The following is a 23,952-nucleotide window of genomic DNA, read 5'->3' on the forward strand; positions in this document are numbered from 1 at the left end:
AGGCTTAGCGGCATAACAAAAGGTGGGTGTGTCAGGGGCAGGGCAGGGTGGCAGTGGTTTGCTGCCTGGGCGCTGATTCGGGCTGGCGCAACGCTTCAGTTATCCATGTCGTTCCGCCATAAGCACAGCAATACACCCTCCTTTGCAGAAATCGGGACCGTTGGATCTCGACCCGACGGCGTGTTGCCCACATCTTTGGGCTCGCGCGGATATCTGTTAGGCATGTACAGCCAGGAGGAATTGACATGGCAACGATGAGTTTGGCGCTGATCAAGATTATTGCGCGCTTACGGCCGCAAATCTGGGAGATCGTGGGGGGCGGGCCGCAAGGCTTGCGTATTGGTGCGGTACAACACGCGCTGCAAGCTGCACCTACGGAGATGATGCGTAGTCAGGTGCAGCAGATCGACTTTTACCGCGGCGGCGATCCGCAAGAGGCTTGGCTGCTGAATGCGCAGCTCAGTGCGGTGGATTTGAGTCGGCGCCTGGCCGACGCGGCCGCCGTGATTTACTCGCAAGGTGGCGATCCGGCAGGTTTTTTGCGGACGACGGCGGAGGAAATGCGCATTGAGGGCCAGCCGCCCGAACTGCGCCTGCCGGCCAAGTGGTGGTCGCTCTGGAAGGAGCCGCCGCCGCGGCCGAACGAGCGCGACCTGGCGTCGGTGTTGGCCACCATAGGTGTGACGCTGGCGACATTGGGCGATCAGGTCAAGGACGAGGTCCTGAGCAAGGCCTTTACCCAGACAGGGCTGCATATCGTGGACAAGGCGGCAGAGAGTGGTGGCCGCCACGGCAATGCGCCGCGCTAGCGGTTTGCCCTGGCATGAGATGTAGGCAGTTGTCTTGATGAAACGCTGGCGCGCCGATATGCAGTAAAAGCGCGCCAGTTTTTTTGTCAGCCGGCTTGGCGGGGTTGGAGTGAACTCCCCTGCGGTTTAGCTGTCCTTACTGACTGCCATCAGGTTCATGGTCATCCTTGCGCCCGGCTTGGGCAGATCGGCCACGATGACGACGGTGCGGGCGGGGCGGTGATCTCCCATGACTTCGGCGTAGGCGCGGTTCATTTCGCTGAAGTCTTCCGTATGCTTGAGAAACACGTTGATATGCATGACCTGGCCCAGGTCTGCCCCCACCGTGCCCAGCATATAGGCGAAGGATTCGACGATACGCTTGGCCTGGGAATAGGCATCGGGGCCGGCGAAGTCGCCAGTGGCGGGGTCTATGCCGGCGGTGCCCGATATCTGGATGAATGGGCCTGCCTTGGCAATGTGGCTGTACGGCCCGATGGGTGTCATGACATCGGCGGGGGTGTAGGTTTCAACCTGCATGTGGCTTACCGTTGTTGGGTTGATTAATCTTGCGGCTGGCGTGGCAGCTTGGGGGCGGCTTCGTCTACCCGGCTGTATTCGCCTTCAAATACGCTGCTGTCGGCACTGTGGTCTGGCCGGTAGCCCGGCTGCTCGAACGGCGTCTGGCCGAACGCCGCAGTACCCATGGGTACGCTGCGGATGCCGGGCCAAGGTAGTATCAGTATCAAGCCGATCACATCGCTGACCGGCCCAGGGAAGATGAACAGCAGGGCGGCGATCAGGGTGCGGCCTACCCAGAATAAACGGCCCAGCGGCAGCTCGCCCTGACGCAGCCCGTCTACCATGGCCCAGGCGGTGGTAAGGCGCCAGCTTTTGAGTATGCCCACGCCGATCAGGGCGCTGGCGAACAGCCAGAAGGCTAGCCACCAGCCTATCTGGCTGGCCAGCCAGATGCTGCTGACGAGCTCCAGCACAGGTAGGCCCAGTAGCAAGAGTCCAAAAAACGGTAAAAGTCTGAGTAACATGGCTGATAAATATTCTGTCTTAGTGGTACTGTGCAACGCCCCCGATGAGGGGTGCGCAAAACAACTGGCCGAGGCGCTGATCGCGCGCCAACTGGCCGCCTGTGTGAATCTGCTGGCTCCGGCTACTTCCCTCTACCGCTGGGAAGGGCGACTGGAGACGGCTACTGAGATACCGATGCTGATCAAGACCACCGCTGAAGCCTATCCAGCCCTGGAGGCGACCCTGCAGGAACTGCACCCCTACGATACGCCTGAAATCATTGCACTGCCGGTTGTCGCCGGTTTGCCTGCCTATCTGGGCTGGGTGGCGGCGGAGGTGGTGGCATGAATCGCTTCGTCTCTTTGCTGGCGACAGGGTTCCTGGCGCTGTGGGTAAATGTGGCGGCAAATGCCGAGGTAGACCCGAATGATTTGCTGCCGGTGAACGAGGCTTTCAAGCCCTCGCTGGTAAAAACAGGTGAAAAAACGGCGAATCTGCACTTCGAGATTGCCGATGGCTATTACCTGTATCGCGATCAGCTGAAGTTTACCCTGCTGCCCTCTGGCGAGATCAAGGCGGAGATTCCGCCTGGCAAGAAGAAGCAGGATGACTATTTTGGCGAGGTGGAAACCTACCGGCTTGCGCTGGATATTCCGCTGACCAGCCCGGTGGCGTTCCCGCCGGATGCCAAGCTCAAACTGGTGTCGCAGGGCTGTGCCGATGTGGGGGTGTGCTACCCGCCGGAAACCACCGAGCTGTCGCTGGCGGGGGCGGTGAGTGGCGGTGCGCCTGCTGCAGGTAGCAAGGCCGTGGCGGCGGTGCTGGGGGCTGCGGCGCCAGCGGCTGCCAGTGCGGCGGTCAGCGGGCCTTTTGCCGGGCTGGATGGCTGGACACTGCTGCTGGCGTTCTATCTGGCTGGCCTGGGCATGGCCGCTACAGTCTGCATGTATCCGCTGATTCCCATCATCTCATCGCTGATCGTGGGGCAGGGCCATAGCGTGGGCAAGCTACGCGGCTTTGTGTTGGCCATGGCCTATGTGCAGGGTATTGCGGTGGTGTATGCGGCGGTAGGGGCGGTGGCGGCACTGACCGGCTCCTTCCTGGTGGCGGCACTGCAGAATATGTGGGTGATTGGCGCGCTGGCACTGGTGTTCGTGGTGCTGGCCCTGTCCATGTATGGCCTGTTCTCGCTGCAGTTGCCGGCGGCCTTGCAGTCGCGCGTCAACGATGCGTCCAACCGTCTGGGTGGCGGCCATGTGGTGTCGGTGTTCCTGATGGGGGCATTGTCCTCGCTGATCGTGGGGGCCTGCATGGGGCCGCCGCTGGCAGCAGGCCTGGGTGTGGTGGGTGCGCGGGCCGATGTGCTGTATGGCATGCTGGCCTTCTATGTGATGGCCATGGGTGTAGGTACGCCCTTGCTGTTGGTAGGTGTGTTGGGCGGCCATGTATTGCCCAAGGCCGGTGCCTGGATGGCGGCGGTCAAGAATGTATTCGGCACCCTGATGCTGGCCGTGGCGCTGTGGATAGCCAGCCCGGTACTGCCGGCCTGGGCCTATATGCTGGGCTGGGCCATATTGGCCATAGGCGCTGGCGTGGCCTTGTCGGCACTGGATAGCCTGCCGCGCGATGCCAAACCTGCGCAGCGCCTGGGCAAAGCGGCGGGTGTGCTGCTGCTCCTGGTGGGGGCTGCACAGATTGTGGGCCTGCTGGCAGGCAACCGCGATCCGCTGCAACCGCTCAAGGGCTTGGGCGGGGCGCAGGCGGCAACCGAGGCCAAGCTGCCTTTCCGCTACGTCAATAGCAGCGCCGAGCTGGATGCGGCGATTGCCGCAGCAGCAGGCAAGACGGTGATGCTGGATTTCTATGCCGACTGGTGCGTGAGCTGCCGCGAGATGGAACGCTTTACTTTCAGCGATACCCAGGTGCAGCAGAAACTTGCTGGCATGGTGTTGCTCAAAGCCGATGTGACGGCCAATACCGACGACCATAAGGCCCTGCTCAAGCGCTTTGGCCTGTTTGGCCCACCTGGCACGATATTCTTTGGCGCCAAGGGCGAAGAGATAGGGCAGCGCCTGATAGGCTTTGAAGCGGCGGACGCCTTCTTGCAACGTATCGCGAAGCTGAACTGATGAAGAAGATTGCGCTGTATACCCTGGTAGGTGGAGCCGCCCTGGTGCTGGGCCTGGGCACGGCCTGGATGCGCCAAGGCCAGCAGCAGAGCCTGATTGCCGAAGCCAATGCGGCCACACTGCCGGCCCAGCCTGGCGCTGCCGGGCTATGGCAGTCTGGCTTCAATGATCTGCAAGGCAAGCCGCAAGCCTTTGCGCAATGGCGTGGCAAGCCGCTGGTGGTGAACTTCTGGGCAACCTGGTGTGCGCCCTGCCGCGAGGAAATGCCTGAGTTTGTGGCGACCCAGAAGAAGCTGGGCGACAAGGTACGCTTTGTCGGCTTGGCCATCGATAACCCGGCGGATGTGCAGAAGTTCGTCAAGGAATTCGGTATCAATTATCCGGTGCTGGTCGGTGAGCAAGCCGCCCTGGAGCTGATGCGTACCGAGGGCAACAAGGTAGGCGCCTTACCGTTTACGGCCATCTACGACAGCAAGGGCAAACGGGTAGCTGCCCATGCAGGGCGGCTGGATCAGGCCAAGCTGGATGCCTATCTGAAACCACTCCTCTAGGCATCCGCCATGCGCTCGCATGGCGTTTATCTATAGCAAGGCCCGGGCAGCCGTGGCGGCCATCCATTCCTCCTGGGTAGGCTCAACCACGACCTTGATACGGCTGTCGGGGCTGGAGATCAACGGGGCGTGCGCCTTGTTGGCATTGTCGTCCAGGCTGATACCCAGCCAGGCCAAGCCTTCACAGATACGACGGCGTATCTCTGCGCTACGCTCGCCTACCCCTGCGGTAAAGGCCAGCATGTCCAGCCCACCCATTACGGCGACCAGCGCGCCACACTCCCGCACGATACGCCTGACATAGAGCGCCAGCGCCTGCCTGGCGCCCGGGTGGTCGGCTTCCTGTTGCAGCAGTACACGGGTATCGGCAGAAAGACCGGACATGCCCAGCAGGCCACTGCGCCGATACAGCAGATCGGCCAGTTGGGCGGGGCTGTAATGGGCGGTATCCAGCAGGTGCAGCAGCACGCCTGGGTCCATGCTGCCGCTGCGGCTGCCCATCATCAGGCCATCGAGCGCCGAGAAACCCATGGTGGTGGCAACGCTTTGCCCTGCCTGCATGGCACACAGGCTGGCGCCGCTGCCCAGATGGGCGCAAAGCAGCCGGCCCTGGGCGGTATCACCGTGCCGTTGTGGCAGCACCTGGGCCAGATATTGGTAGGAGAGGCCGTGGAAGCCATAGCGACGTATTCCCTGCAGGCGCAGCTCGGACGGTAGTGGCAGCAACTGTTCCACCTCGGGCAGGGTATGGTGGAAGGCAGTATCGAAACAGGCTAGCTGGGGTGTATCGGGCAGCATACCCTGGCAGTGTTCGATGGCCTCTAGCGCATGGGGCTGGTGCAGCGGCGCCAGCGGTATCAGGCTGCGCAGGGCGGCCAGCGTGCTGCGGTCCAGCCGGGTGGGGGCGACATGGCGGTCGCCACCATGCACGACCCGGTGCACCACGCCAGCCAGCGCACGTGTGCCCAGGTGGCGGGGCAGTTGTGCCAGGATATGCTGCAGGGCGCTCTGGATGGCGGAGGCCTGATCCACCGGCAAGGGGTGGTCGGCCAGGCCATCCTGATAACGTGGTTGCGGCCCATGCAGGCCGCTGACCTGCCCTTGCCACAATGGGGGCATGGCCAGCGGTGTGTCTGCCAGATCAAACAGGGCGAACTTGATGCTGGATGAACCGGCGTTGAGGGCAAGCAGCGCGCTCATGGTGGGTTGAGCCGGTAGCGGTGTGCCAGCAAGACGGCCAAGGCACAGGAGGCCAGCCTTGAGGCGAGGGAGTCGGCCCGGCTGGTCAGGACGATGGGCAGACGGGCGCCGAGCACGATGCCGGCAGATTCGGCGTCGCCCAGATACTCGAGCTGCTTGGCCAGCAGGTTGCCGCTTTCCAGATCGGGCACGACCAGCACATCGGCCTGGCCTGCCACGGGCGAGACGATGCCCTTGATGCGGGCAGCCGCGATGGAGACGGCATTGTCGAAGGCCAGCGGGCCATCCAGCAGGCCGCCGCTGATCTGGCCTCTATCGGCCATCTTGCACAGGGCAGCGGCGTCCAGGGTGGCGGGCATCTTGGCATTGATGGTTTCCACTGCGGCCAGAATGGCGACGCGGGGTTCTGCCACACCCACGGCATGGGCCAGATCAATGGCGTTGCGCACGATGTCGGCTTTTTCCTCCAGCGTCGGGGCGATGTTGACGGCGGCGTCGGTCAGGATGAAAGGGCGGGGATAGCTCGGCGTCTGCATCAGGAAGCAATGGGTGAGACGGCGCTTGGTACGCAGATGGCTGCTGCGAACAATGGGACCGAGGAATTCATCGGTATGCAGGCTGCCCTTCATGATGGCTTCCACCAGGCCCTTGTCGGCCATGTCAACCGCGTGGGCAGCGGCGGCATGGCTGTGGGCGGCCTCTTCGATCTGTATGCCAGCCAGGCTGCGTCCCAGCTTGTCGGCCAGGGCTTGCAGGCGATGCAGCGGGGCGATCAGCACCGGCTCGATCAGGCCCAGCGCATGGGCATCGAGCGCAGCGTTGAGGCTGATCTCATCGCAGGGGTGCACCACAGCCATGCGTATGGCGGTGAGCGGTTTGACGAATTCCAGCAACCGGGTCGCACCGGCCCCGACATTGAGGCGTACCTCTGGCAGGGTAGCGCGGGGGCGGACGATACGTTCGGTCGGCGCAATCACATCGGCTTCGCCCTCGATGACAGTGACGGCTGTCTGGTTGATGCAGCGGCAAGCCAGGGTCAGCCGCTTGTGCTCGGGTTCGCGGGCGGTGACTTCCACGGTGATGCGCAGTGTGTCGCCTATGCGTACCGGTGCGCGAAACCTGAGGGTTTGCCCCAGGTAGATGGTGCCAGGGCCGGGCAGGCGGGTGCCCAGCACGGCCGAGATCAATGCGCCGCCCCACATGCCATGCGCGATGACGCCATGGAAGCGGGTAGAGGCGGCAAACTCAGGATCGACATGCTGAGGGTTGACGTCGCCGGACAGGATGGCGAAAAGCTGGATATCTTCGCGGGTCAGCGTCCGTTCTATGGTGGCGCTGTCGCCGATGGCGATTTCGTCGAATACCCGGTTGCGTATCAATCCCAGATCGTCGCTGGTTTCAGGCATGAGATTGGACATGGGTGGTTCTTTCCATCAAGGCTTCAGTTGAGTAGATGCAGGCCGCCATCGACATAGAGCGTGCCACCTGTGATGGCCTGCCCGGCATCGCTGGCCAGAAACGCACATAGCGGCCCCACATCGGCGATGCCCACCGGCCGATGCAGAGGGGCGCGCTGGTTGGCATCCTGTAGCAGTTGATCGAAGTGGGCGATGCCCGAGGCGGCGCGAGTGGACAGCGGGCCCGGCGAAATGGCGTTGACCCGTATGCCCCTGGCGCCCAGCTCCACCGCGAGATAGCGGGTGGCCGCTTCCAGCGCGGCCTTGACCGGCCCCATCATGCCGTATTGCGGTATGACTTCTTCCGCGCCCAGGTAGCTCATGGTAATGATGCTGCCACCGTTGACCATCAGCGGTTCGGCCAGGCGGGCCATGCGCAGCAGCGAATGGCAGGACACATCCATGGCCCGGGCAAAGCCTTCGCGCGAGCAGTCCACCACCCGGCCGTGCAGATCGTCCTTGGGGGCGAAGGCGATGGAGTGCAGCAGAAAATCCAACTGGCCCCATTGCTGCGCTATGGCCTCGAACACAGCAGCCAGTTGGGCGTCGTCTTCTACGTCCAGTGGCAGGCACAGGCTGGCGCCCAGTTCCTGCGCCAGGGGCTCGACATGGGGGCGGGCCTTGTCGTTGAGCCAGGTAACGCCCAGCTCGGCGCCCCCCTCGCGCAATGCCTGCGCACAGGCCCAGGCTATGCTCTGGCGATTGGCTATGCCGACCACCAGGCCACGCTTGCCTTGCAAATTGATCAGGGTGTTCATGCGTAAACGTCCTGGGTAATCGTCGAAAAAGTCCACCTCCCGCGATGGCGGGCGTAGGGCACGGAACGGTAACTAGCCGTTGAACGCCCTAGTGTGACTGCTTGATACGAAGGGAATGTTGCGCTGCCGCAAGAATGCGCCAAACAGTGCAACAAGTCAGCCCGTATATATCAATAGGGCAACGATGCTGCCGAGACCTGCAGCCAGCATGGGCCATAGCAGGCGCTTGCCGAAAGCAGCGCCGCCTATGCTGAAGGCCATGCCCAGCTTGAACAGCGTATTGGCCAGTATGGCCAGGGTGATGGCAGTGAGTGCGACGTCGCTGAGCAGCCGTTGCTGGTTGAACATGCGCAGGCTGGAGAGGGTAATGGCATCGACATCGGTCGCGCCTGACAGCAGCGCGACAACATAAAGCCCGCTGTTGCCGGCAACCTGGCTGAGCCAGCTGGAGGCCAGCAGGACGATGCTATAGACCAGCGCAAAGGCCAGCGCTGTCTTGAGCTCGGTCGGGTTGCTGGCGGCGGCCGCAGCGTGGGTGTCGGCCCGCTTGCGCAGCTGCGGCAGGATGACCAGCAGGCCCAGCAGCAGTCCGCTGCCCATGATGGTGGCCAGTGCGCCTGCCAGTGCCGGTGCAGCCACCGCACCCACGATGGAAAGCCGTGCCAGTACGGTGAGGTTGGCCAGTGCCACTACCGTGGCGTTGAACTGCATGTGACTGGGGTCCTGCCTGGCTTGGCGGGCGTGGGCCAGCGTGGTGGCGGTGCTGGATACCAGGCCGCCCAGCATGCCGGCAATCAAGGTGCCGGCGCGTTCGCCAAACCAGCGTAGCGCCAGGTAGCCGGCCAGCCCCACACCGGAGATCAGCACCACCATCAGCCAGGTCTGGTAGGGGTTGAACGCGGCATAGGGGCCGAAATCCTGATTGGGCAGGATCGGTAGTATCACCAGGCTGAGCACGGCGAACTGCAACATGCTGCGCAGATCGTCCATGCTCAATCGCTGGGCCAGGCCGGAGAGTTCGGCCTTGAAGTGCAGCAAGACCGTGGCGGTGATGCCCAGCATGACGGCCAGGGTACGCTGCTCATGCCAGCACAGCACACCCAGGCAGAAACACAGTACCAGCGCGATCTGCGTAGTGGTGCCGGGGTCGTTATTGCTGGTGGGCTTGAGCAGGTAGGCACTGACGATGACCAAGGCGACGCAGAGCAGGCCGGCAGCGATCAGCCAGCTATTGCCCAGCAACTGCGCTAGCAGAGCGCACAGCGTGCCCAGCATGGCGGTGAGCGCAAAGGTACGCAGGCCGGCATGCGCGGCCAGGCTACGCTCGCGCTCCAGCCCCATCAGCAAACCCAGCGCCAGGCTGGTGATGAAGGCGGGTAGCGGGGCGAGTACAGGGTGACTCAATATCGGCGTCAGTTCTGGCATGGTCGAAGTTTAGCGGGTGGCTGGATGTTTCGCCGGACCGAGGCTGCCTGTCTGTATGTCGCCGCAGACATGATTCGCAGCTCGGGACACGAAAGTCGTACTTCGTCGCATTGGCTTGGTGCGGCCTGGGTTTTGGCAAGACACTGAGGGTCCCAAACAGGAGACCTGACCATGCAGAAGAAGATATTGTGCACCTTGATTGCAACCACCATGGGCGTGATGGCCACTACCCCGCTGGTGCTGGCCGACACGGCCACGGCGCCGGTCGCCAAGCAGGCCAGGCAGGTCATCAGCAAGGCAGACGAGCTACCCCGCCGTAGCTATGTGATTTCCAAACTGCCCAGTGAACTGATTGAAGGCGCCAAGGGTGACATGGATGCGGTGCTGGCCACGCTGGACAAGGACTTGGCCGATGATCTGGCGCAATACGATATCCGCGACCGTGCAACCCGCACCGGCATGTTGTCGGCCCGTGCGCAGATAGCCACCTATCGTGGCAACTATGCCCAGGCGGCTGCCTTGCTGCGCGAGGTGCGTGAGCAACAGGAGAAGGCGGCAGACAAGCTGCTGTCTGGCGTCTCCAGCGAAGCTATCCTGCTGGCGCGGCAGCAGGGCGGAAATGACGAGAAGCAAAAAGCCGCCGTCAAGGCCAGCCTGGCCGCCCAGTGGGGCGGCATGCCCTGGGATGAGGTGGGGGATAGCCTCAAGGGGGCCAAGGGTAGCCTGGAGTTGATGTCGCGCAATGTTGTCATGGGCAGCATCAAGAACAGCCTGGACCCGGCCGCCAGCAACCTCAAGCTGAATGTGCCTGCCAGTGTGGTGACCGGCATTGTGTCGGTGCGCAATATGTTCGACCACACCCTGGTGTTCCGTGACGACATGGTGGCGGTACTGCAGCAACTGGTGGACAAGAATCAGGTGGTCAAGCAGGACCTCTGGTCGCCACGCCTGGTGAGTTTGCCGGCCGAGGCCAAGGCTAGCCCGGTGGTAGTGGGCATATGGGACAGCGGTACCGATGTGGACCTGTTCAAGGCGGCCAGCGTGCGTGGCATTGCTTTTGACCAGGATGTCAGACTGGTACCCGCGCTGGTGCGCCCCATGGGCGAGGCGGAGTCTCGCATGGGCAGCCTCAAGCAGTATATGAAGGGCTCGCTCGATATGCGTGCCGCCATCGACTCACCCGAGGCCAAGCTGCTGAAGCAGCGCATAGGGACACTGCAGCAGGGCGAGGTCAAGCAGTTCCAGGAAGATCTGGGCGCGCTGGGCATGTGGGTGCATGGCACGCACGTGGCGGGTATTGCCGTCGAGGGCAACCCGTTTGCACGGGTGACCGCTGTGGGTATGCACTGGAGCCACAGCATCGTGCCGCAACTGCCTACCGAGGAGCGCGCCAAGCGTACAGCGGCTGCCTATCAGGCGGCGGTGGACAGCTTCCGCAAGGCTGGGACACGGGTGGTCAATATGAGCTGGCGTTATGGCCCTGGCGCCTACGAAGGTGCGCTGGCCTACCACAACGTGGGCAAGACGCCGGATGAGCGCAAGCAGATGGCCAACAAGCTGTTCGAGATCGAGAAGCAGGCACTGGAGTCGGCCATGAAAGGCGCACCGGACATCCTGTTTGTGGCAGGTGCGGGGAATGAGGACAACAGCGCGGATTTCGCCCAGTACATCCCGGCGGGGCTGGAGCTGCCCAATCTGATTACCGTGGGCGCTGTGGACCAGGCAGGCACCGAGACCGGCTTCTCCAGCTTTGGCAAGACCGTGGTAGTACACGCCAATGGCTTTGAGGTGGATAGCTATATGCCGGGTGGCGAGAAGATAAAGCTCTCGGGCACTTCGATGGCCTCCCCGCAGGTGGCCAACCTGGCTGGCAAGCTGTTTGCCATCAAGCCCGAGCTGACGGTAGCCGAGGCCAAGGCGCTGATACTGAAAGGCGCAGAGCGCAAGGGGCGGGTCAACCTGATCAACCCCAAGGCCACGCTGGCCTTGCTGGGCCAGCAAGGTTGACAGGCTCTTAAGGCTTAAGCGTTAGCAGCAGCGGGCCTGGCAGTGCGATTGCCAGGCCTGCTAGCCCTTGCGCATCGCCTCGAACCGGGTTCGTAGCTCACCGTCCAGTTGCAGGGGGCGTGGGCTGCTGGCCGACAGGCAGGCGACGGTTACATCTGCCATCGCCACTGTCTTGCCATCTCGGCTGATAAGCTGCTGCAGCACGCCGTGTCGCTCGCCCAGCTCGATCAGTTCCGTCTCTATGGCCAGTGTATCGCCCAGCTTGGCAGGCCTGACATAGCGGATATCGATGCGGCTGACCACCACCATGATGCCCTGAGAGCCAAACCAGGCCAGGTCGGTCAGGCTTTGGCGGGCTTCATCCAGAAATTCCAGATAGCGGGCATTGTTGACGTGGCCGTAGGCATCGCAATGAAAGGTGCAGACGGTTTTATGCAGGGTATGGGACATGGCTTAAAGTGGTGCGCACAGTTCGGTGGCTTCCTCCAGCCAACCCTGCGCCGACAGCCGGACAAGCTCGCTGCTACTGCTGCTGAAACGATAGTTGAGGTCGCCCCCACGAAGGTGGGCATTGTTGTAGCTGCGGCTGATCGCCAGCGTGCCGCTGGGGCAGCTACCGTCCGGTCCGGGCAGGGCCAGGTAGAGTGGGTGGCCCATATAGAGCCAGTCTGGCAGGGTCTTGCCCCATTCGCACAGCGCCTGGTCGGGTGAGTAGTAGAGGCTGTCGCCCCCGCCCAGTACCACCGGGCCGGCGTGGTAGAAGCGGCAGATGGCCTGGCTATTCAGCCCCTGCGGTGCTGCCTGCCAGGCCTTGAAGCGCTGGCCGCTGGCAACCCAGCCCTGACCGGCATAGGCGGCCATCAGGTCTATTTCGGTAGTATCGATGGCAGTCAGGTAGTTGCCGGTCCGGCTGTTGACGTATTCGGTAATCAGTATCTGGCCTGGCGCCACGCTGCGTGGCAAGGTGGCATCGAGTAGCAGGGTATCGGTCTTGCCATTGGCGATACTGGCCGTTTGTACCAGCTGACTCAGTGCCGAGGTGTCGCCTTTGAGATAGGCATCGAAGAAGGGAATGGTCCAGCCGTAGATATCGTTGGCATACTCGGGCAGGTATTGATGGGGCACGTCCCGCAATTGCACGAAGTAACGGCTCCCGCGCATTTTCTCGACCGCCTTGAGCGACATGGACAGGGGCGCTACCAGATCGGCCGTGCCGGCAATGGCCATGACGGGACGGGTGATGCGGCTGGCGCTCTCTTGGCCACGGCCGAAGGCCGGCAGGAAGCTCTGGCCGGCGTAGGGGACAAAGGTGGCGATCGCCTTGATGCGGGCGTCCTGTGCAACCGGGCGGGAATCCAGATTCAGATTGCGGGTCAGCTCGGCACCTAGGCTGAGCATCAGTGCCTCGCCGCCCAGGCTGCCGCCAAAGCCGCCTATCTGGTCGGGGTGAATACGGTCGCGATAGCCAGGGCGGTTAAGCAGATCGGTAATGGCTGCGCTGATCGCGAGCGGCCGCAATGCCTGCAGCTCCACGTATTCGTCGAAGTTGAGGATCAAGTCGCCCAGATCGGAGAGGTCTTCGATTTCCACCTGCTTGATACGGGTATCACCGTGGAACGGGTTGATGACCACATAGCCGTGGCTGGCAAAGCGGGTAATGCTGCCCAGGGCATGCTCATTGAGCGGACTGCCGCCCATGCCGTGGGAGTACATGATCAGGGGGTAGCGGTTGTTGTCGGGAAACAGCGGCAGCTCACCCGCGCCATCCATATGCGGTATGGCCCTGCCATCAGGCAGCAGGTAATCCGGCCGGGGATTGTTGGCGGTGGTGGGATAGCACACCAGCGAGACCAGGGGCAGGGCAGTATTGGCAAAGCGGGGATACAGGCTGTAGTCGCCAGGAACCGCCAGATTAAAGCTGATGGCCGCCTGTGGCTGGGCCAGCACCTCGGTGAGGTAGCGCATCTGGCCGTTGACAATGGCACCATCCCAGAGCTGATCGAGGCCGACGCCGGACTGGGCGATGGCGGCTGTATCCAGCGCAAGATTGCTGCAGGCAACAGGATAGGGGCCAGTCGCAGCAGGGGTGGGCATGACACGAGCGTGGTTGCCTGTGGCGCTGGCCAGGTTGGCAAACAGGCTTAGCATCAAGGCAATCATGGATTTGATCGGCATGGGGTAGCAAGGCCAGGAAGTGGAACGGTACAGCGGTATTATCCACTGAGTAAGGCTAGGACAGTACTTTTGCCACCCGGTTCTGCAGATGCTGCCGCAGGCAGGGGAACCTGCTACTCTGCCGGGCATCCAAGTTGGGTTGTTTTGGCAGGATTGAAGAAGATGATGAAGATCAGGACGTTTTTGGCCTTGTTGCTACTGGCAATGGGCATGCTGGCCCACGCCGATGTCAGCCCCGGCGACGGCATGCCGGCATTTGCCTTGACCGACCAGACGGGCAAGCTGCGCAGCAGTGACGAATTCAAGGGCAAGTGGCTGGTGCTGTACTTTTACCCCAAGGCCGATACCCCCGGTTGCACCGAGGAGGCCTGCAGCTTCCGCGATGATATCGTGCTGTTGCGGGCGTTGGGCGCCGAGGTGGTGGGCGTGAGCACGGATGACGTGGCAGCGATCAGGGAGTTTGGTCGCAAGCATGAGCTGCCGTTTACCTTGCTGGCCGACCCAGACGGCAAGACGGCGCAGAAGTACGGTGCACTGGTGAACCTTGGGGTGATGAAGTTTGCCAAGCGGCATAGCTTTTTGATTGATCCGGATGGGCGCATCGTCAAGCGCTATAAGGATGTGGATACCAAGGACTACGCCAAGACCATACTGGTGGACTTGCGGGCGCTGAACAAAAAGAGCTGAATCTGCAGTTGATGGGCTGTCCTGCCGCCTGGGCGGGACAAGCTGTGTTGTCTACCTCACCCAAATCGTATTGCGAAGGCCGTCCTGCATGGAAATCAGTGTTCCTGCCCTGCTGTTCCCTGCCATATCCTTGCTGCTGCTGGCGTACACCAACCGCTTTCTCGGCATCTCCAGCGTCATACGCAAGCTCTACGAGGATTACAAGACCGCGCCTGATCCCAAGATCGTGCGGCAGATTGCCAACCTGCGTAAGCGGGTAACCCTGATACGGCGCATGCAGGTAGTGGGGGTGGGTAGCCTTTTCCTTTGCGTGCTGTGCATGTTCCTGATTTTCTTCGGCCTGGCAACGGCCGCCCATACCGTGTTCGGTATCAGCCTGATCTGCCTGCTGATTTCGCTGGGGCTGTCCATTACCGAGATAGGCATGTCCAGCGAGGCCTTGAATATCCTGCTGGCGGATATGGAAGAAGACCTGGCTCGCCACGATGGTGAGTAGGTGCCATTTGCTGGTGAGCGCTGCAGCATGAGATCGTTGGGTTTACGCTGTCAAAGATGAATGAGAACAGCCCCCGTGAAACGGGGGCTGTTCTACATTGACACCGGTAGAGCTGACTCGATATTTAGCGTAACGGCGCTTAACAGCCTTGGCGGAACGCGCCCAGCTCCAGCCGCTTGATGACGGCCGTCAGGCCCAGCGATTGGGCCGTGGGGCAGACCTTTTCGGGGGTTTGGCCTTCTTCGACATACTCCAGTGCAAACACCGGTCGATTGCTCTGCAGGTAGGCATTCATATCGCGGCACCAGCCCTGCTTGACGCATTGTTCGACAATGGCGAAATCGTAATAGCCTTGCAACTGGGGGGTAAGCGCCTGCACATTCTTCTGGCCCACGGCCAGGCCACGGGCATGGGCTTCGCGGGCAATCCAGCGGTTATAGGCCAACTGGTCGGTCTGGGTGATGGGGAAGCCAGTGTCCTGCAGGTAGTTGTCCAGGTTGTCGGGGTCTATGCCGTCAAAGCCCTTGCTTTTGCAGAGATCCATGCGGGCGCGCATGATGGGGGCCAGGGTGGCGTACTGGCGTATGTCCAGCCACTTTTCGCCGGCCCAGCCCGCATAGTTCTTACCCAGCACGGCGGCCGGGAAGGCATCCTTGTCGCTGCGCCAGTTTTCCCAGGCACCCACGTTGATGTAACACAGCAAGCGTCGGCCTTTGGCCTTCAAGTTTGCGATGGTGGCGGCGTCCGTATCGTATAAGTCCAGATCGTAGACCTCGGCATTGACGTTGGTATCGATCGTGCCATCGAACTGAATCTGGAAGCTGACGCCCCGGGCGGGCTTCCACCAGTTGGCTGCAGCTGGCGGGGCGGGGTAGACCGGTACCGGGTCGACTGGCTCGGGATTGGTGCCGCCGCCGCCGCTGTCGCCACCGCCACCACAGGCAGCAAGCATGAGGGTCAGTGTCAGGGGCAGGGTAACTTGGCTTAGGCTGGGCATGGGGTGGCTCAATGAATATTATCGCGGCATGATGGCTTGCCTGACCTGTACAGGCAAGTGCGCAGGATTCTACCTATGATCAAGCATTGCCTGCCTGGAGAAACAACACCATGAAGCATGCCTTGCTCCCCATTTCGATGCTACTAGGACTAGCAGCAATGCCAGCATGGGCGGCCAGCCCGGCACCACAGGCGCAAGCCTGGATGGATCTGGCTACCTATAGCGGCGGTATGCCCGGCATGCCGGGCGGTGGTGGCATGCTGGGCTCACTGTTTGGCGGTGGCAAGGGCGGTAACGTGTTTGGCAATACCCAGACGGGGCCGGCAGGGCGTTGGATGGATGTGACCCTCTACAGCCGTAGCAAGCCCGACATGCGCGAGGCCACGCAGCAGGTGCCGGACGGCAGCCGGCTGGCGCCTGTGCTCAAGCTGCTCAGCCCGGTGGAAGGCAAGCCGGTGCCTTTGGACACGCCGGACGAAGTGACCGAACAACCTGAGTATCACAAGCCCAAGGGCAAGATTTTGCTGTATTGGGGGTGTGGCACCGAGGTACGCAAGGGCCAGCCCAGGGTACTGGATATGGCCAAAGCGAACCCGGCCGAGCTGGCAAAGTTCTTCCAGAGCCGGCGAGCGACCACGCGTGGTGCCCATAGCACGCCGGGCAGGCCGATCTGGCCCAGCAAGCCGGACAACCGGCTGATACCCGAGGGTGCATCGCTGGTGGGGGAGCATGGTTTCAGTGGCGATGGCGTGCCGGAAGGATTCCGCTTTACGCTGGGTGCTGCTCACGATTTGATGCCGGCCATCGTCTTAAAGCAGCAAGACCAAGGCAACGCCTGGGACTTGAGTTGGCAGCCCATGGCGCAGGCGCAGGCGTGGTTTCTGGCCAGCATGAGCATGCGGGGCGAGGATGAGATGGTGGTCTGGACCTCAAGCGAGCAGGCGGACATGGGATTCGGTCTGCTGGACTACCAGCCCAATGCGGCTGTGCAGCGCTGGTTGAAGGACAAGGTGTTGCTAAAACCGGCCACCACTGCATGCAGTGTGCCCAAGGAGGCCATGGGTGAGGCTGGTATGCTGCGGATGATTGCCTTCGGCGAGGAATTGAACCTCGTCCACCCACCTCGGCCCAAGGATGTGAAAGCACCGTGGCAGCCGATCTGGGCGGTGAAAGTGCGGCTGAAATCGGTTGCGACCAGCATGCCGGGCATGGATATGGGCAAGATGATGAAGGATGCCGCCAAGCAGGAGGCGGAGGACACCAAGCAGGCGCCCGGTGCAATTGACTTGCTCAAGGGCATCTTCGGCAAGTAAGCTGCGAGTCCTTGACTGTTAGGACGTTGCCATAATGAGGGTGAAATACGTCAGGGGTATAAGCGGCAGTAAAATTTCTTGCTTGGCAAGAGTTTCTAACTGGTCGTATTCCGCAACATGGAAGTCGTGATAGCCGAGCTAAAATACACAGATGGATAAACTCGGGCACTACCGTATCGACGCCACCCTTGGGCAGGGGGCCATGGGCGTTGTTTATCGCGCTGTTGACGAGCGGCTCGATCGCACCGTCGCGCTCAAAGTCTTGCGCCTCAACCTGAGTGCGGAAGAGCGGGCAGAGTATGCGCCGCGTCTGCAGCAGGAGGCCAAATCTGCCGCCAGGCTCAACCACCCCAATATCATCACGGTCTACGACTGCGGTGATGTGGATGGACAGACCTATCTGGCCATTGAGTATGTGGAGGGCAAGACCCTGCAGCAGTTGCTGGAGAACGGGGTCAAGATCTCCAATGGCCGGGTGCTCAAGCTGGCTGGCCAACTGTTCGGCGCGCTGGCCTATGCCCACGAGCATGAGGTGGTGCACCGCGATATCAAGCCGGCCAACCTGATGCTGACAGCCGACGGCCGGCTCAAGATTACCGATTTTGGCATTGCCCAACTGCCTGCCAGTGATTTGACCCGTGCCGGCACCCTGGTGGGATCGCCCCGCTATATGGCGCCCGAGCAGATCGAAGGCAAGAAACTGGATGGTCGCGCTGACATCTTTGCCGCCGGCATCGTGTTGTATGAAGTGCTGACGGGTGTGCGACCCTTTGATGGCGAGCATGTAGCGACCATTGCCTATCGCATACTGCATGAGCAGCCGACGGATATCCGCAGCCTGAACCCGGAAGTTTCGCCCTGGCTGGCCGAGCTGGTGATGCGCTGCCTGGAGAAAGACCCGGCCAAGCGCTTCCAGACGGCACGCGAGGCCCGTAGTGCCTTGCGCGAGCAGGCCAATCAAGCCAAGACGGGTGCGCACCCCGAGTTGGCGGATACCAATCCGAGCGCTGCCGCTCCCGAGTTGCCCGCAGCACCCGAGGTGGCGGCGACACCGTTGCGCCGCTATGCACCCTGGGCGGCCGTGGCCACCATCGTGCTGGTGGGCGGCATCAGTGCGGCAGTATTGCTGGGCCGTGGGGCAGGTAAGGACGCGGCTGCCGCAGATGCCGCCGCGGCCAAGGCCATGGTGCAGACCGAGGTACTGGAGCCGCCTGGCGCTCCCGGCTCATTACCTGCCAAGGCAGCCATGCCGGTGATAGATCGGACGGCAGAGCAGGGCGACAACGTGGCGGCTACCACGCCGGCACCCACAGCGGCACCGGCGACGACGGTGCCTGGCAAGCCCATCGAGGTCATTACGCTGAGCGATGACGGCAAGGTCAAGACCACGGCGACCAAGCCCAAGCCCAAACCCAAGCCGGGCGATGCCACGGTGACGGAGCCTGCCAAAGTGACGGCTGTGCCTAGGCGCGAGCCCCTGCCGGACCGTGGCGACAATCGCGGCACCGAGGAGAAGCCCCGTACCGATAACCGCAGTGCGGCGGACAAGGCCGCTTGCAAGGATGGTGCAAACTGCGCTAAGCCTGCACCAGCTAAGCGTGATCGCTGAGCGGCGGGTGTTCCCGCGACATGCCGGAACCGCTACGCGGGGTTAATAGCGGCGCCTATCGCCACACCCTACAAGCAAAACGCCCCGGCATCGGGGCGTTTTGCTTTGGGGCTGCCAGCTTGGCAGCGCGCCTTATTGCACGGCCAGCGGAATCTTGCCTATGCGGGCTTGCCATTCAGCGGGGCCGGTCTTATGCACCGAGCTGCCCGCGGAATCTACGGCCACGGTCACGGGCATGTCCACCACGTCGAATTCATAGATGGCCTCCATGCCTAGGTCGGCAAAGCCCACCACCTTGGCGCCCTTGATGGCCTTGGATACCAGGTAGGCTGCACCGCCGACAGCCATCAGGTAGACCGACTGGTGCTTCTTGATGGCATCGAGGCCGGCAGGGCCACGTTCGGCCTTGCCTACCATGCCCAGCAGGCCGGTGGCGGCCAGCACCTGCTCGGTAAACTTGTCCATGCGGGTGGCGGTGGTGGGACCGGCTGGGCCGACGACTTCGTCACGTACCGGATCAACCGGGCCGACGTAGTAGATAAAGCGGTTCTTGAAATCCACCGGCAGGGCTTCGCCCTTGTTGAGCATGTCTACCATGCGCTTGTGGGCGGCATCGCGGCCGGTCAGCAGCTTGCCGTTGAGCAGCAGGGTCTGGCCGGGCTTCCAGCTGGCGACCTCTTCGCGGGTGACGGTATCGAGGTTGACGCGGGTCGCCTCGGCTGAGGGCGTCCAGGTCACTTGCGGCCAGTCTTCCAGCTTGGGGGCTTCCAGCTGGGCAGGGCCTGAGCCATCCAGCTCGAAGTGCACATGGCGGGTGGCGGCGCAGTTGGGGATCATGGCCACGGGGAGCGAGGCCGCGTGGGTGGGGTAGTCCAGTATCTTGATATCCAGCACGGTGGCCAGGCCGCCCAGACCCTGTGCACCTATGCCCAGGGCGTTGACCTTCTCGAACAGCTCCAGGCGCAACTCTTCCACACGGTTTTGCGGGCCACGGGCAATCAGGTCCTGGATGTCGATAGGCTCCATCAGCGATTTTTTGGCCAGCAGCATGGCTTTTTCGGCCGTGCCACCTATGCCTATGCCCAGCATGCCCGGCGGGCACCAGCCGGCGCCCATCAGGGGGACGGTCTTGAGTACCCACTCGACGATGCTGTCGGAGGGGTTGAGCATGACGAACTTGGATTTGTTCTCGGAACCACCGCCCTTGGCGGCAATGTGCACTTCAACGGTGTTGCCAGGCACGATTTCGAAATGCGTGATGGCAGGGGTATTGTCGCGGGTGTTCCGGCGGGCGCCAGCTGGGTCGGCCAGCACCGAGGCGCGCAGCTTGTTGTCCGGGTGCAGATAGGCCTGGCGGGTACCCTCGTTGACCATATCCTCCACACCCATGGTGGCGTCGGCCCAGCGTACATCCATACCGATCTTGACGAAGGCGCAGACGATGCCGGTGTCCTGGCAGATGGGGCGGTGGCCTTCGGCACACATGCGGCTATTGGTCAGTATCTGCGCAATGGCGTCCTTGGCGGCTGGCGACTGCTCCAGTTCGTAGGCGCGTCCCAGGCTCTGGATATAGTCCTTGGGATGGTAATAGGAGATGTACTGCAGGGCATCGGCAATGCTGTCGATGAAGTCCTGCTGACGGATGATGGTCATGGCGGGGCTCCGTGAGGGGCGATCGGGGGAATGGGCAATTATACCGGATGCAGGCGCCAGGGCCGAACGCTCACGGTTGCCGCATGGCAGCCTCGGCCCGCTTGTAGTCGGCAGAGTCGCGTACCGCGGGCAGGGCCTGCCACATTCTTTGGGCCAGCGCCTCGTCCCGGGCATAGAATGACTTGGAGAAAAGCAGGTAATAGGCGCGCTCAGTCAGCGGCGGGTAAAGCCGTTCTATGCGTGCGGTGAACTCCGGGCTGGCGGCAATGGAGGCATCGCCTTCGCTGCTTAGCAAGGCCAAGGCTACAACCCGGCCCAGCAGGAGCTTGCGCAGATTGTCATCGGCGCTGGCCGTGCCGGTGTCCACGTTCAAGCCGGCGGCCTTGAGCTGCTCAACGATGGAGTAACCGGCCTGTGCGCCCACATTGCCTTCTATCCCGATAAAACGCTTGCCGTCCCAGCTGGCGGGGCTGCCCTTGAGCCGGAACAGGCTGTAGCTCTCGGCACGCATGCGCAGGCTGGCGTCCGGCACACCGCCGGCCATGGGGTAGACGCCCACGTCCATGCGCTCAGGCCGGAAACTGGCTGCGACGGCACCGTCATGGCGGTTTTCGCCCAGTTCCAGCAGACAGCGCTTCCAGGGCAGGGCCAGTAGCTCGAAATGCACATTGACGCGCCCTTCCAGCAGCTTGAGCAGGGTGAAATCCAGCCCTTGACCACCCTTGACGCGCCAGGGGTAGACATCTTCCTGGTCGTAGCACAGCCGCACGGTCGTAGGTGGTGCGGCCTGTGCCGTGGTCAGCAGCAGGCTGGTCAGCAGGTTCAGCAGGCTTGAATGGCGCATGGCGGGGCCGTGGAGAGAGCTCACCTCTCTTTGTAGACGCTTTGGCGGGTAGTCGGTTCGGTTTGACTACCTAATCGGCTGCCCGGATGATCGGCGGTCTGAACTGTTCCTCGATGGACAGTCGTGCAAAACATAATGAGATCGGAGTGACCTGTGTTTGAGCGAAATCGTCGTTACCTGGCCTGTCTGGCTGTCTTGAGCCTGGCTGCCTGCGGCGGAGGTGGTGGCGGTGGAGACGGGGGTGGCACTACCACCCCACCCACCACCCCGACCCGCCCAGTGCTGGATCCTACCTACCGCGCCAGCGGCCGCGCTGCCGCTGGTGACACCTTTGTCCACCTGTTTGAGTGGAAATGGACCGACATCGCCAGCGAGTGCGAAACCCAGCTGGGGCCCAAGGGCTACAAGGCGGTACAGGTGTCGCCGCCGCAGGAGGACATACAAGGCAGCCAATGGTGGACCCGCTACCAGCCGGTGAGCTACAGCATAGGCCTGAGTCGCTCGGGCAGCAGTACCGAGTTCGTCGATATGGTGAACCGGTGCAAGGCTGTGGGGGTGGGTATCTATGTGGATGCCGTGATCAACCATATGTCGGCCGGTAGTGGTACCGGCCGCATTGGTACGGTCTATGGTAAGTACAGTTATCCGGGCCTCTATACCCAGGCGGATTTCCATCCGGCCTGCGCCATCAACAACTACCAGAGTGCCGCCAATGTGCAGGATTGCGAGCTGGTAGGCCTGGCCGATCTCAAGACGGACTCCGCCACCGTGCAGCAAAGGATTGCGGACTACCTGCTGGCGCTGTCACGCCTGGGCGTTGCAGGTTTTCGCTTGGATGCGGCCAAGCATATCCAGCCGGTTGAGCTTAACGGGGTGATCAGCAAGGTCAACCAGGCGCTGGCGGCAGAAGGCCGGGCCTTGCCTTATTATTTTGCCGAGGTGATCGATTACGGCGGTGAGGGCGTCACCGCCCGCGATTACTTTGGCCTGGGTTACAGCACGGCCGGGGCCATGGATATCACCGAGTTCAAGTTCCGTGGCATAGGCGACAAGTTCCTGGGGACAGGAGGCCAGAAGCTGGCGCAACTCAACCCTAATGGTGCCAGCGGCAGCCAGTTCTCCGAGACCGCCTGGGGGCTGATGCCGGCTGACAAGGCGGTGGTGTTTGTGGAAAACCACGATAGCCAGCGAGAGGGCGGGATTTCCTACCGGGACGGCGCGGCTTACCGGCTGGCCCATGTCTGGATGCTGGCGCAGCCTTACGGCTATCCGTCGGTCATGTCCAGCTATGGCTTTGACCGTAACAGCCAGGCTGGGCGCGATGCGGGCCCGCCCGCACCGGCCGCCTGCGCCAGTGCTCTTGAGGCCGCCAGCGTGGGTAGCTGGGTGTGCGAGCATCGTGATCCATTGATTGCCAATATGGTGGCTTTCCGCCGCGCCGTTGCCGGTGCCCCGGTGGCGAACTGGTGGGACAACGGCGGCAATGCCATTGCCTTCTCGCGTGGCGACAAAGGTTTTGTGCTCATCAATCGCGAAACGGCCGACCTCAACCGCAGCTTTGATACCGGCTTGCCGGCTGGCAGCTATTGCGATGTGCTGGCGGGTGGCAAGCAGGCGGGCACCTGCCTGGGCCGCGTCGTAGTGGTGGGGGCGGACGGCAAGGCCAGCCTGAACCTTGGCGGCAATGCTGCCGTGGTGCTGCAGGCCGGTATCAGGCTGTAGTGCCGCGCCCTGCGTAGTCGAGCAGGGCGTCGAGTTCTGCCATCTCGAAGCCCGCCTGTAGGCGGGCTTCGACATTCAGCTCGCCTATGCTGCGCGAGATGTCGAAGTCCTCCAGGTATTGGCGGAAGGTGGCGATGGGGTCCAGCCCACGTTGCGCGCAGGCCCAGCGGAACCAGCGATTGCCTATGGCCACATGGCCCACTTCGTCGCGGAAGATGATGTCCAGTATGGCGACGGCCCTGGGGTCGCCTGCCGCCTGTAGGCGGGCCTGCATGCCTGGGGTGACATCCAGTCCACGGGCTTCGAGCAGGCGTGGCACCAGGGCCATGCGGGTCAGCATGTCGCCAGCTGTCTTCTCGGCCATGGTCCACAGGCCATTATGTGCCAGAAAATCGCCGTAGCGATGGCCCAGCGTGGCCAGGTGGTCTGCCAGCAGACCAAAATGGCCGGCCTCCTCGGCAGCAACCTGCAGCCAGTCCTGGTAGTACGCGCGCGGCAGGCCAGGAAATCGACAAGCCGCATCCAGTGCCAGATTGATGGCATTGAACTCAATATGGGCAATGGCATGGATCAGCGCGGCGCGGCCCGCAACCGTACCCAGGCGGCGGCGCGGTACGTCCAGCGGGGCAACCAGTTCTGGCCTGGCGGGCCTGCCTACCGTCTCGGGCGGCGCTTGGTGGGGGCCGCTGTGATCCAGCCGTCCACCCTGCCAGTCTGCCCACAATGCCTGGGCCATGCGGGCCTTGGCATAGGGGTCGGATTCCGCCAGGGCAGTGTGGAGGGCAGGGTAGAGCGATGTAGCCATCAGCCGGCCTTGGCTGCCCGCCGCTTGGCCTTGGCCTCGTCTACCGCCGCCTGTGCAGCAGCACGGTCGCCTTGCATGGCGGTGGTCACTTCGGTGGCCGAGATAGGCGTGAAGCGGCTTTCGAATTCCTGCCGGTCACGTACCCAGAGGCCTTGCTCAAAGGGCCAGAGGTGTTCGTAGACGACCACGTCGCCGGTGGTATCAGCCGAGCGGGCGTGGGCGACAAAGCGGTAGAGGCCGCCATCGGTATGGCGATAGTGCAGATGGGACATGATATGGACCTTGGGGCAAAGTGCCGCATTTTATCGCT

At 62.5% G+C, this 23,952-nt stretch carries 23 protein-coding genes; 10 read left to right on the forward strand and 13 right to left on the reverse strand.

The window, feature by feature from the left end; all coding sequences use genetic code 11:
• The first annotated feature begins 245 nt into the window (after positions 1-245).
• Positions 246-809 carry a hypothetical protein gene (locus QWZ03_RS09410; RefSeq protein WP_290332463.1) on the forward strand — a complete coding sequence of 188 codons (564 nt, stop codon included), beginning with the start codon at positions 246-248 and terminating at the stop codon, positions 807-809.
• A gap of 126 nt (positions 810-935) precedes the next feature.
• Here QWZ03_RS09410 and QWZ03_RS09415 read toward each other — a convergent pair whose 3' ends face one another.
• Positions 936-1,328 carry a RidA family protein gene (locus tag QWZ03_RS09415; RefSeq protein WP_284196745.1) on the reverse strand — a complete coding sequence of 131 codons (393 nt, stop codon included), beginning with the start codon at positions 1,326-1,328 and terminating at the stop codon, positions 936-938.
• A gap of 23 nt (positions 1,329-1,351) precedes the next feature.
• Positions 1,352-1,834, reverse strand: a complete 483-nt coding sequence (locus tag QWZ03_RS09420; RefSeq protein ID WP_290332464.1) for an FxsA family protein — start codon at positions 1,832-1,834, stop codon at positions 1,352-1,354.
• Here QWZ03_RS09420 and cutA point away from each other — a divergent pair.
• From cutA to QWZ03_RS09435, 3 genes are read left to right on the forward strand one after another with little or no spacing between them, the layout of a single operon-like run.
• Entirely contained in the window at positions 1,833-2,162 is a 330-nt protein-coding gene (cutA, locus tag QWZ03_RS09425; protein WP_290332466.1) for a divalent-cation tolerance protein CutA, read from the forward strand. The two genes, QWZ03_RS09420 and cutA, sit on opposite strands and share 2 nt — an antisense overlap.
• A complete protein-coding gene (gene dsbD, locus QWZ03_RS09430) occupies positions 2,159-3,943 on the forward strand; it encodes a protein-disulfide reductase DsbD (protein ID WP_290332467.1) in 1,785 nt (594 codons plus the stop codon). Before cutA ends, dsbD begins: the two co-directional genes overlap by 4 nt.
• Positions 3,943-4,494, forward strand: coding sequence for a TlpA family protein disulfide reductase (locus QWZ03_RS09435; protein ID WP_290332468.1), 552 nt, complete (start codon positions 3,943-3,945; stop codon positions 4,492-4,494). The genes dsbD and QWZ03_RS09435 overlap by 1 nt, the downstream gene beginning before the upstream one ends.
• 30 nt (positions 4,495-4,524) lie before the next feature.
• Here the strand turns inward: QWZ03_RS09435 and QWZ03_RS09440 are convergent, their stop codons facing one another.
• The 4 genes from QWZ03_RS09440 to QWZ03_RS09455 form a co-directional block, all read right to left on the reverse strand.
• The gene (locus QWZ03_RS09440) at positions 4,525-5,694 is read right to left on the reverse strand and encodes an acetate/propionate family kinase (RefSeq protein WP_290332469.1); all 1,170 of its coding nucleotides are present in this window, start codon (positions 5,692-5,694) and stop codon (positions 4,525-4,527) included.
• A complete protein-coding gene (locus tag QWZ03_RS09445) occupies positions 5,691-7,112 on the reverse strand; it encodes a bifunctional enoyl-CoA hydratase/phosphate acetyltransferase (protein ID WP_290332470.1) in 1,422 nt (473 codons plus the stop codon). Before QWZ03_RS09445 ends, QWZ03_RS09440 begins: the two co-directional genes overlap by 4 nt.
• 23 nt (positions 7,113-7,135) lie before the next feature.
• Complete coding sequence (gene fabI, locus QWZ03_RS09450; RefSeq protein ID WP_290332471.1) at positions 7,136-7,909, reverse strand: enoyl-ACP reductase FabI; 774 nt, start codon at positions 7,907-7,909, stop codon at positions 7,136-7,138.
• Positions 7,910-8,065: 156 nt separating this feature from the next.
• Entirely contained in the window at positions 8,066-9,334 is a 1,269-nt protein-coding gene (locus QWZ03_RS09455) for an MgtC/SapB family protein (protein WP_290332472.1), read from the reverse strand.
• 171 nt (positions 9,335-9,505) lie between these two features.
• On the opposite strand from QWZ03_RS09455, the gene QWZ03_RS09460 reads away from it, so the two are divergent.
• Positions 9,506-11,341: a S8 family serine peptidase gene (locus QWZ03_RS09460; protein WP_290332473.1), complete on the forward strand. Its 1,836-nt coding sequence runs from the start codon at positions 9,506-9,508 to the stop codon at positions 11,339-11,341.
• A 60-nt stretch (positions 11,342-11,401) separates the two neighbouring features.
• On the opposite strand, the gene QWZ03_RS09465 is transcribed toward QWZ03_RS09460, so the two are convergent.
• Both QWZ03_RS09465 and QWZ03_RS09470 read right to left on the reverse strand, forming a co-directional pair.
• Positions 11,402-11,791, reverse strand: a complete 390-nt coding sequence (locus QWZ03_RS09465; RefSeq protein ID WP_290332474.1) for an acyl-CoA thioesterase — start codon at positions 11,789-11,791, stop codon at positions 11,402-11,404.
• A 3-nt stretch (positions 11,792-11,794) separates the two neighbouring features.
• Complete coding sequence (locus QWZ03_RS09470) at positions 11,795-13,516, reverse strand: alpha/beta hydrolase family protein (protein WP_290332475.1); 1,722 nt, start codon at positions 13,514-13,516, stop codon at positions 11,795-11,797.
• Positions 13,517-13,678: 162 nt separating this feature from the next.
• Between QWZ03_RS09470 and QWZ03_RS09475 the strand changes: the two genes are divergently transcribed.
• Together QWZ03_RS09475 and QWZ03_RS09480 are read left to right on the forward strand one after the other, a co-directional pair.
• Positions 13,679-14,203 (forward strand): peroxiredoxin, encoded by a 525-nt coding sequence (locus tag QWZ03_RS09475; protein ID WP_290332476.1) that lies wholly within the window; start codon positions 13,679-13,681, stop codon positions 14,201-14,203.
• Positions 14,204-14,291: 88 nt separating this feature from the next.
• The gene (locus tag QWZ03_RS09480; protein ID WP_290332477.1) at positions 14,292-14,699 is read left to right on the forward strand and encodes a DUF2721 domain-containing protein; all 408 of its coding nucleotides are present in this window, start codon (positions 14,292-14,294) and stop codon (positions 14,697-14,699) included.
• 139 nt (positions 14,700-14,838) lie between these two features.
• Here QWZ03_RS09480 and QWZ03_RS09485 read toward each other — a convergent pair whose 3' ends face one another.
• On the reverse strand, positions 14,839-15,696 hold the full coding sequence (locus QWZ03_RS09485; RefSeq protein WP_290332478.1) for an endo alpha-1,4 polygalactosaminidase: 858 nt from the start codon (positions 15,694-15,696) through the stop codon (positions 14,839-14,841).
• A gap of 158 nt (positions 15,697-15,854) precedes the next feature.
• Between QWZ03_RS09485 and QWZ03_RS09490 the strand changes: the two genes are divergently transcribed.
• Both QWZ03_RS09490 and QWZ03_RS09495 read left to right on the forward strand, forming a co-directional pair.
• Complete coding sequence (locus QWZ03_RS09490; RefSeq protein WP_290332479.1) at positions 15,855-17,009, forward strand: hypothetical protein; 1,155 nt, start codon at positions 15,855-15,857, stop codon at positions 17,007-17,009.
• A 151-nt stretch (positions 17,010-17,160) separates the two neighbouring features.
• The gene (locus QWZ03_RS09495; protein WP_290332480.1) at positions 17,161-18,618 is read left to right on the forward strand and encodes a serine/threonine-protein kinase; all 1,458 of its coding nucleotides are present in this window, start codon (positions 17,161-17,163) and stop codon (positions 18,616-18,618) included.
• Positions 18,619-18,750: 132 nt separating this feature from the next.
• Here QWZ03_RS09495 and QWZ03_RS09500 read toward each other — a convergent pair whose 3' ends face one another.
• Complete coding sequence (locus tag QWZ03_RS09500; RefSeq protein WP_290332481.1) at positions 18,751-20,271, reverse strand: fumarate hydratase; 1,521 nt, start codon at positions 20,269-20,271, stop codon at positions 18,751-18,753.
• Positions 20,272-20,341: 70 nt separating this feature from the next.
• Positions 20,342-21,139, reverse strand: coding sequence for a substrate-binding periplasmic protein (locus QWZ03_RS09505; RefSeq protein WP_290332482.1), 798 nt, complete (start codon positions 21,137-21,139; stop codon positions 20,342-20,344).
• A gap of 129 nt (positions 21,140-21,268) precedes the next feature.
• Here QWZ03_RS09505 and QWZ03_RS09510 point away from each other — a divergent pair, with 129 nt between their 5' ends.
• A complete protein-coding gene (locus QWZ03_RS09510; protein ID WP_290332483.1) occupies positions 21,269-22,837 on the forward strand; it encodes an alpha-amylase in 1,569 nt (522 codons plus the stop codon).
• Here QWZ03_RS09510 and QWZ03_RS09515 read toward each other — a convergent pair.
• Both QWZ03_RS09515 and QWZ03_RS09520 read right to left on the reverse strand, forming a co-directional pair.
• Entirely contained in the window at positions 22,827-23,642 is an 816-nt protein-coding gene (locus QWZ03_RS09515) for a ferritin-like domain-containing protein (RefSeq protein ID WP_290332484.1), read from the reverse strand. The genes QWZ03_RS09510 and QWZ03_RS09515 overlap by 11 nt on opposite strands.
• Positions 23,642-23,914 carry a DUF1653 domain-containing protein gene (locus QWZ03_RS09520; protein WP_284196725.1) on the reverse strand — a complete coding sequence of 91 codons (273 nt, stop codon included), beginning with the start codon at positions 23,912-23,914 and terminating at the stop codon, positions 23,642-23,644. The genes QWZ03_RS09515 and QWZ03_RS09520 overlap by 1 nt, the downstream gene beginning before the upstream one ends.
• Positions 23,915-23,952 lie beyond the last annotated feature (38 nt).

Origin of the sequence: Chitinimonas viridis, from assembly GCF_030409555.1 — a bacterium.
Lineage (GTDB): Bacteria > Pseudomonadota > Gammaproteobacteria > Burkholderiales > Chitinimonadaceae > Chitinimonas > Chitinimonas viridis.